The sequence below is a fragment of the Methanobrevibacter sp. genome, assembly GCF_045577275.1.
Lineage (GTDB): Archaea > Methanobacteriota > Methanobacteria > Methanobacteriales > Methanobacteriaceae > Methanobrevibacter.
This window is the reverse complement of record NZ_JAZNIB010000146.1, coordinates 1-7,183: the sequence shown is the minus strand read 5'-3', so window position 1 is coordinate 7,183 and position 7,183 is coordinate 1. Positions and strand designations below refer to the sequence as shown.

Here is a 7,183-nt window from a genome sequence, read left to right as displayed (position 1 = left end):
TAGTTTAGAAGGTATTTTAGGAACCATTATTGCATTTGTGATTATAAAGGCAGCTATTGAAATGTTGTCTGAAACATTAAGCAGTATGATCGGTACCCGTGTAGACAATGAGATAACTGATAAGCTTAAGGATAGAATAAGCGAATTTGATGAAGTATTAGGTGTTTATGATTTGACTTTGCATAATTACGGCCCAACCCAATTGATGGGATCCGTTCATGTTGAATTGAGTGATGATCTGACTGCAAAAGATATTCATAAATTAACAAGAAGAATTTTATATGCTGTTTATGAAGAGTTTGGAATCATACTTACCGTTGGAATTTATGCATCCAATACAGGTACTGAAGAGGCAAAAGAAATTAAAGAGGATCTTGTCAAAATTGTTTCCAAATATCCGGAAATATTGCAAATGCATGGATTCTATCTGGATGAGGATATTAATTTAATTACCTTTGATCTAATCGTTGATTTTGAAGCAGACCGTAGTGAAGTAAAAGCAAAGGTTTTGGATGAAATCAGAAATAAATATCCGGATTATCATTTTGATGCAATCTTGGATGCAGATTATAGTGATTAAATTCACTATAATTATTAAATATTTTATTCAATTTGTTTTGTAATATATAATTGTTCATTGATAAATTGTACATTTCTAAAGAATTAACTATTTTGATAGGCATTTGTTTAAACTTAAGTTTATCAAATAAATAATGTTTAATAAATGGTAAAAATATTCTACATATTCACAAATAATTTAATAAAATTAAATACTTTAACCTAGTTAAATTTGAAAAAAATGAAATGTGTTAAACTTATAAGTTAGGAAAAACATAATATTATTTACAAAAAGGTAACCCTAAAAAGTTATCGATGGAGATGAAAAAATGAATGATTTATTTAATTTACAAGGTCAAGTTGCTGTTGTAAGCGGTGCATCCTCCGGTATTGGAGTACAAATGGCAAAGGCATATGCAAGATATGGTGCAAACGTTGTAGTAACCGGAAGAAGACAAGAAAGATTAAACCAAGTAGCAGATGAAATTAAAGAACTTGGTGTAGACTGCATTGGTGTAGTTTGTGATGTAACAGATACTGAAAGTGTAGAAAAATGTGTAGCAGAAATCATGGACCACTTTGGAAGAATTGACATTCTCCATAACAACGCAGGTTACGGTGCAACAAAAGAAGCAGAATTATTATCTGATGATGAATGGAACAAAACTGTAGATGTAGACCTTACCGGTACTTTCAAAATGTCTAGAGAAGTAGCTAAAAAAGCAATGATTCCACAAAAATACGGAAGAATCATCAACACTGCATCCATGTTTGGTTTAGTAGGAACCATGGCAACTCCAACTTCCCCATACGCAGCAGCAAAAGGTGGAGTAGTAAACCTCACCAGACAATTAGCAGCAGAATGGGCAAAATACAACATTACCGTAAACGCAATCTGTCCAGGTACCTTCCCAACAGAATTAACCATTGACTTATTAGAAACTGAAGAATACAAAGCATACACAAAAACCGTTGTTCCTATAGGAAGATCTGGTGTAGACGGAGAATTAGACTCTACTGTTGTATACTTAGCATCCCCTTCATCTGGTTATGTAACCGGTCAATCAATTGCTGTTGACGGTGGATACACCTGTATATAATTGAAAATTTTATTTTTCAATTTTTTTCTTTTTTTTCTTTTTTTCAATATTTTTTAAGCTTCTTTACACTATTTTTATTTCCTATACTGTTCTGATTATCTAATTATTCTATCACTTACTTTCACTTACTTATAACAAATTAATTAAATAATAAATTACATAATTTAATATGTTAGATATTTAATGATTACTTAATGATTATTCATACAATAATTTATCATTATATTTCAAAAATTAAAAGGATTTAAATTAGTAAAGGTGCTTTAATGACACAGATGACTGAAGCAAAGAAAGGAAACATTACTCCTGAAATGGAAGCTGTTGCAGAATTTGAAAGGATAGATGCAGATAAAATATTAAAGGGAGTAGCTAATGGAACCATTGTAATACCAAAGAATATTGGAAGAGAGACAAAGGCATGCGGTATTGGTAAAGGATTAACCACTAAAATCAATGCTAATATAGGTTCATCAAGCAAGATCGAAGATATTGATTTGGAAATAAAAAAGGCAAAATTAGCTGCAGATTTCGGTGCAGATGCAATTATGGACTTAAGTACTGGTCCTAAATTGCTTGAATTCAGAGAAAAGATCATGGATGCTGTAGATGTCCCTATAGGAACTGTTCCAATTTACGAAGCAGGAGTCATTACATTAAATAAAGGCAATGAAATCATCGATATGGATGAGGATGACATATTTAATTCAATCATTCATCAAGCTAAAGATGGTGTTGACTTCATGACTCTTCACTGTGGCATAAATCAGGATTTGGTTGGAAAGCTGCAGGTAGCCAAAAGGATGATGGGTATTGTAAGCAGAGGAGGAACTTTCCTCGCTTCATGGATTTTGCATAATGAAAGGGAAAACCCATTGTATGAAAATTATGATTATCTTCTTGAGATTGCATTGGAATATGACATAACTCTTTCCTTAGGGGATGGGCTTCGTCCTGGATGCTTGTCTGATGCAACTGACACTTCCCAGATTCAGGAATTGGTTACTTTGGGAACACTTGTTAAAAGGGCTCAAGATGCTGGAGTCCAAACAATGGTTGAAGGTCCAGGGCATGTTCCATTAAATCAAATAAGGTCAAATATGGAAATTCAAAAGACATTGTGTCATGGTGCTCCATTTTATGTTTTAGGGCCAATAGTTACAGATTTGGCTCCAGGTTACGACCATATCACTTCAGCTATTGGAGGGGCTATTGCAGCTTCAAGCGGTGCGGATTTCCTTTGTTATGTAACCCCTGCAGAACATTTGTCACTTCCTTCCTTGGAAGATGTAAAAGAGGGGGTCATTGCAAGCAAGATTGCTGCTCAAGCTGCAGATGTTGCCTTAGGTTTGGAAACTGCCTGGGAAAAGGAAGTTAAAATGGCCACTGCAAGGAGAAACTTTGACTGGGAAGGTCAATTTGATCTTGCCTTTGACAATGTCAAGCCAAGACATTATAGAAACAAGTGTGAACTTGACGACGATGAAATGTGTGCAATGTGCGGAGAGTACTGTGCAGTTAAAATTGCTAAGGGCGACTTTTAAATTAATTAATTCATTCTTTTAATTATCGCAAAGGAGATTTTTAAACAGATATTCTGGAGTAGGAAAAATGAAATATCGGGAACTTGTTAATGTTTATGAAGCATTAGGTGCCACTACAAAAAGATTGGAAAAAACAGATATTTTGGCGGATTTTCTCAAAACAGTTGATGAAGAAGATTTGGAAAAAATCACTTTAATGGCTTTAGGTAGCGTTTTCCCTTCTTGGAGTGAAGAGGAACAGGGAATAGGAGATAAGCTTGTTATGAAAGCTGTTGGAGATGCTGTGGGAGTTTCTGTAGATGTGGTTGAAGATGCCATTCGTGATGAAGGGGATATAGGAGCAGCTGCAGAAAAGTTATATGCCAAAAAGGCACAAATGACATTTTTCTCACAACCTTTGACAGTCAGTTTTGTTTATAGTCAATTAAGGAAATTATCAACAATCACTGGAAGCAGGTCCACTGCCCGTAAAATCTCAAATATTCTTGAACTTTTATCTTCCGCTTCTGGAAAAGAGGCAAAATATATTTGCAGAACCATTTTGGAAGAGCTTAGGATTGGTGTAGGTGAAGGAATTCTTCGTGATGCAATATCCCAAGCATTTGATGTTGATAAGGCGGTTGCTGAAAGGGCGCATATGTTGACAAATGATTTGGGACTTGTTGCAAAAGTGGCAATGGAAGAAGGGGAAGCGGGTCTTAAGAATTTGAATTTGGTTCCTGGAAGGCCTGTAAAGCCAATGTTGGCACAATTGTCTGAAGGTATAAGCATAAGCATTGAAGAGATGGGTTGTGCACTTTGTGAAACCAAATACGACGGTTTCCGTACTCAATTTCATAAAAAAGGTGATGAAATCACTTTATTCACTCGCCAATTGGAAAATGTAACACATGCTTTCCCAGATGCAGTGGACTTCATAAGAAGAGGTTTCCCAGATGAAGACTTCATTGCAGAAGGGGAAATTGTAGGATTTAAGGACAACAAGCCTCTTCCATTCCAGACCGTATTGCAAAGGGTTAGAAGGAAATATGACATTCAGGCAACAATGAAGAATGTGCCTATAAAAATATTCCTATATGATTTGATATATTTCAAGGAACCTGTAGTGGATGAACCTATCATTAAGCGTAGGGAAATCTTGGAAAGTGCTGTAGATGATTCAATCGATGAATTGAACCTTAGTGATAGTGTAAAGGTAGGTCCTGAAAACATAGATGATGCTGTAGAATTATTCAATAAATCCATAGCAGGTGGCCATGAGGGAATCATGATCAAGAACTGCTCTGAACCATATATTCCAGGTATCCGTGGGAAGAAAATGCTTAAATTCAAGGCAGAGCCTGAAACTTTGGATGTAGTTATTGTTGGTGGAACAAAAGGAATGGGTAAAAGAGGAGAGTTTATAGGATCTTATGAGATTGCCCTTCGCGATGAATATGGTGAATTGAAAACCATCTCAAAAATTGGAAGCGGATTATCAGATGATGATCTGGCAAATGTTACAAAACAAATGAAGGAGCTTACAATCTCCGAGAAAGGAACTCACATTACTGTTCGGCCAAAAATTGTTTTGGAAATAAAATACAGTGAGATTGTAAAGAGTCCAGAATATCCTGCAGGATACTCTTTGCGTTTCCCTATTGTAAAAAGCATAAGAACAGATAAGGGAGTAGAAGATATTGATACAATAGAAAGATTAGAATCTATGTATAAGGGTTAATCACAATCTTTTTATCCTTTTGATTTTTTAATCTTTTTTTCTTTTTTTTTTTTAATAGTTATTGCTTGATAACTGTTTTTTTTTATTGTTTTTAGATGATAGTCTTTTTAGTGAAAACTCTTTTTTATTCTAATTTATCATATGGGAAATAAACCAAATCTCTTTTTTCGATGTCTTTCATGATTTTTTCTCTGTCTTCTGGGTGTTGTTTGAGATATTCTTTCATAAATCTGCTTACTTGAATATTTGCTTGACGTTTTAAGTAACGTAGGTATTTTTTGTTTGGCTTATTTTCTTTAATACTTCTATTAATGTCTTCTATAACTCCTAAACGTCCTAAAATATTGAATTCATAGGATAATTCCTGTCTTGATATTGAACCTGTTCTTTTGATTCTATAATAAACTGCATCTTCCTCTTTTGGTATAAAAAAGAATTCAAAATCAAATTTAGGATATAATCTTGCATGATATGATATGTCTACCCCACTTTTAAGTTCTGTATTGAATTTGGTTGTCTTTATTGCATAAGTAGGGATAATCTTGGCTACTGTTACTGATGAAAGACCTCTAAAAGTTATTGGAGCGTTGTCTATGATTCCAGATCTTTTCTCTGAAAATGGAATTACATAGGACTCTGATTTTTCCCCGGTATCCTCATCAACATCTATAAAATTGGTCATTACCACTCTGTTAGCTGCTGAATGATTATAAAGGGATTCCAAGTAGTGCTCGCTAATATAATCGTCATCATCTACAAATCCTATATATTCCCTTTGAGATATTTCTATTCCTATGTTTCTAGCATTTGATACTCCAGGGGTTGTGGTATATGTAAAAATAATATTCATTTCAGGATTCTTTAAAATAAAATCCTTTAAAATATCTGTAGTTGAGTCTAATTCTCCATTAATAACGAATATTAGTTCAAATAACTCTTTGGATAATGTTTGATTAGCTAAAGAATCTAATAGGCCCTGTATATAACTTTCACCTTTATATGTAGGTATGATAATGCTTATTCCCTTTTCATATTTCTCATTTGATGAAAGCTTTTCTATCTTATCCTTTAATTTCTTATTTTCTTTAGATAGTTTTTCAGACTTTTCCTTGTAATGCTTGAATTGATTTGATTGTGATAGAATCTTATTTTTTATATCCATGTTATTCCTTTCTTGATTGTTTTTGACTTATGTTTTTTTTATTTATGCTTGGATAATTTTATAATCTCCAATAGTCTATTCCTAATTTCAAGGCTTTTTCTTTGTCTAAAGAGCCTTTAATATCGAATAGAATTGTTTTTCCATTGGAAATGCTTATCAGATCTTCTAATTTCAAGTCTTTAAAGATGTCATGGTTGACCGCAATTACAATGGAGTCGTATTTTCTGCTGGTGTAATCTTCAGTTAATTCTATGTCATATTCCCTTAAAACTTCTTCCTTATTTGCATTAGGGTCATTTAAGAAAACATTCACTTCATATTCCTTTAAGGTATTGATGATATCTATTACTTTTGTATTTCTGATATCCTTTGAATTTTCCTTAAATGTTATTCCAAAGACTAAGACATTGCTGTCTTTTATTTTTTTATCCCAATGATTCATTTTTTTAATAATTTCGTATCCTATATATTCTCCCATATTGTCATTGATTAGTCTTCCAGTTGAAATCAATTGGGAGTTATATCCTAACTCTTCAGCTTTATAGATAAAGTAATATGGGTCAACACCAATACAATGACCTCCTACAAGGCCTGGTTTGAAATCTAGGAAATTCCATTTGGTTCCGGCTGCTTCTAAGACCTCAGTAGTATCTATTCCCATTTTATGGAATATCATACTGATTTCATTGATAAATGCGATGTTTATGTCTCTTTGGCTGTTTTCTATTACCTTCGCCGCTTCCGCTACTTTGATGGAACTTGCAGGATAGATGCCTGCATCAATGACTTCACCATAAACTGCAGATATGATTTCTAGGGATTCCTCATCCATTCCTGAAACTATCTTGACAATATTTTCAAGTGTGTGGACTTTGTCTCCTGGATTGATTCTCTCAGGGGAATATCCTAATTTGAAATCTTCACCATATTTCAAACCGGATGTTTTTTCGATTATCGGTCTGCATCTTTCTTCTGTAACTCCTGGGTAGACGGTGGATTCGTAAACGATTATGTCTCCCTTTGAAATGCATTTTCCTGCAACTTCGCTTGCAGAATCAATGAATTTAAAGTCAGGAAGTTTTTTAGGAGTGATTGGAGTAGG

The 7,183-nt window shown here is 33.9% G+C and carries 6 protein-coding genes; 4 read left to right on the top strand and 2 right to left on the bottom strand.

Features of this window, described 5'->3' with window-relative positions; all coding sequences use genetic code 11:
• From ACKI67_RS04445 to ACKI67_RS04430, 4 genes are all read left to right on the top strand, one after another.
• Positions 1-580 (top strand): cation transporter dimerization domain-containing protein (locus tag ACKI67_RS04445; RefSeq protein WP_407462192.1); only part of this gene is annotated, 580 nt, incomplete at its 5' end.
• A gap of 307 nt (positions 581-887) precedes the next feature.
• On the top strand, positions 888-1,658 hold the full coding sequence (locus ACKI67_RS04440; protein WP_407462190.1) for an SDR family NAD(P)-dependent oxidoreductase: 771 nt from the start codon (positions 888-890) through the stop codon (positions 1,656-1,658).
• A gap of 266 nt (positions 1,659-1,924) precedes the next feature.
• Entirely contained in the window at positions 1,925-3,199 is a 1,275-nt protein-coding gene (thiC, locus tag ACKI67_RS04435; protein ID WP_407462189.1) for a phosphomethylpyrimidine synthase, read from the top strand.
• 67 nt (positions 3,200-3,266) lie between these two features.
• Positions 3,267-4,919 (top strand): ATP-dependent DNA ligase, encoded by a 1,653-nt coding sequence (locus ACKI67_RS04430; RefSeq protein WP_407462188.1) that lies wholly within the window; start codon positions 3,267-3,269, stop codon positions 4,917-4,919.
• Between the two features lie 124 nt (positions 4,920-5,043).
• Here the strand turns inward: ACKI67_RS04430 and ACKI67_RS04425 are convergent, their stop codons facing one another.
• Both ACKI67_RS04425 and ACKI67_RS04420 read right to left on the bottom strand, forming a co-directional pair.
• Entirely contained in the window at positions 5,044-6,081 is a 1,038-nt protein-coding gene (locus ACKI67_RS04425) for a glycosyltransferase (RefSeq protein ID WP_407462187.1), read from the bottom strand.
• A gap of 58 nt (positions 6,082-6,139) precedes the next feature.
• Positions 6,140-7,183: nucleotide sugar dehydrogenase (locus tag ACKI67_RS04420; RefSeq protein WP_407462186.1), on the bottom strand; the 1,044-nt coding region annotated here is incomplete at its 5' end.

Excerpts from the sequence above, each read along its gene's own strand:
- ACKI67_RS04440 (WP_407462190.1), top strand. The coding sequence starts at position 888 with ATGAATGATTTATTTAATTTACAAGGTCAAGTTGCTGTTGTAAGCGGT.
- thiC (WP_407462189.1), top strand. The coding sequence starts at position 1,925 with ATGACACAGATGACTGAAGCAAAGAAAGGAAACATTACTCCTGAAATG.
- ACKI67_RS04430 (WP_407462188.1), top strand. The coding sequence starts at position 3,267 with ATGAAATATCGGGAACTTGTTAATGTTTATGAAGCATTAGGTGCCACT.
- ACKI67_RS04425 (WP_407462187.1), bottom strand. The coding sequence starts at position 6,081 with ATGGATATAAAAAATAAGATTCTATCACAATCAAATCAATTCAAGCAT.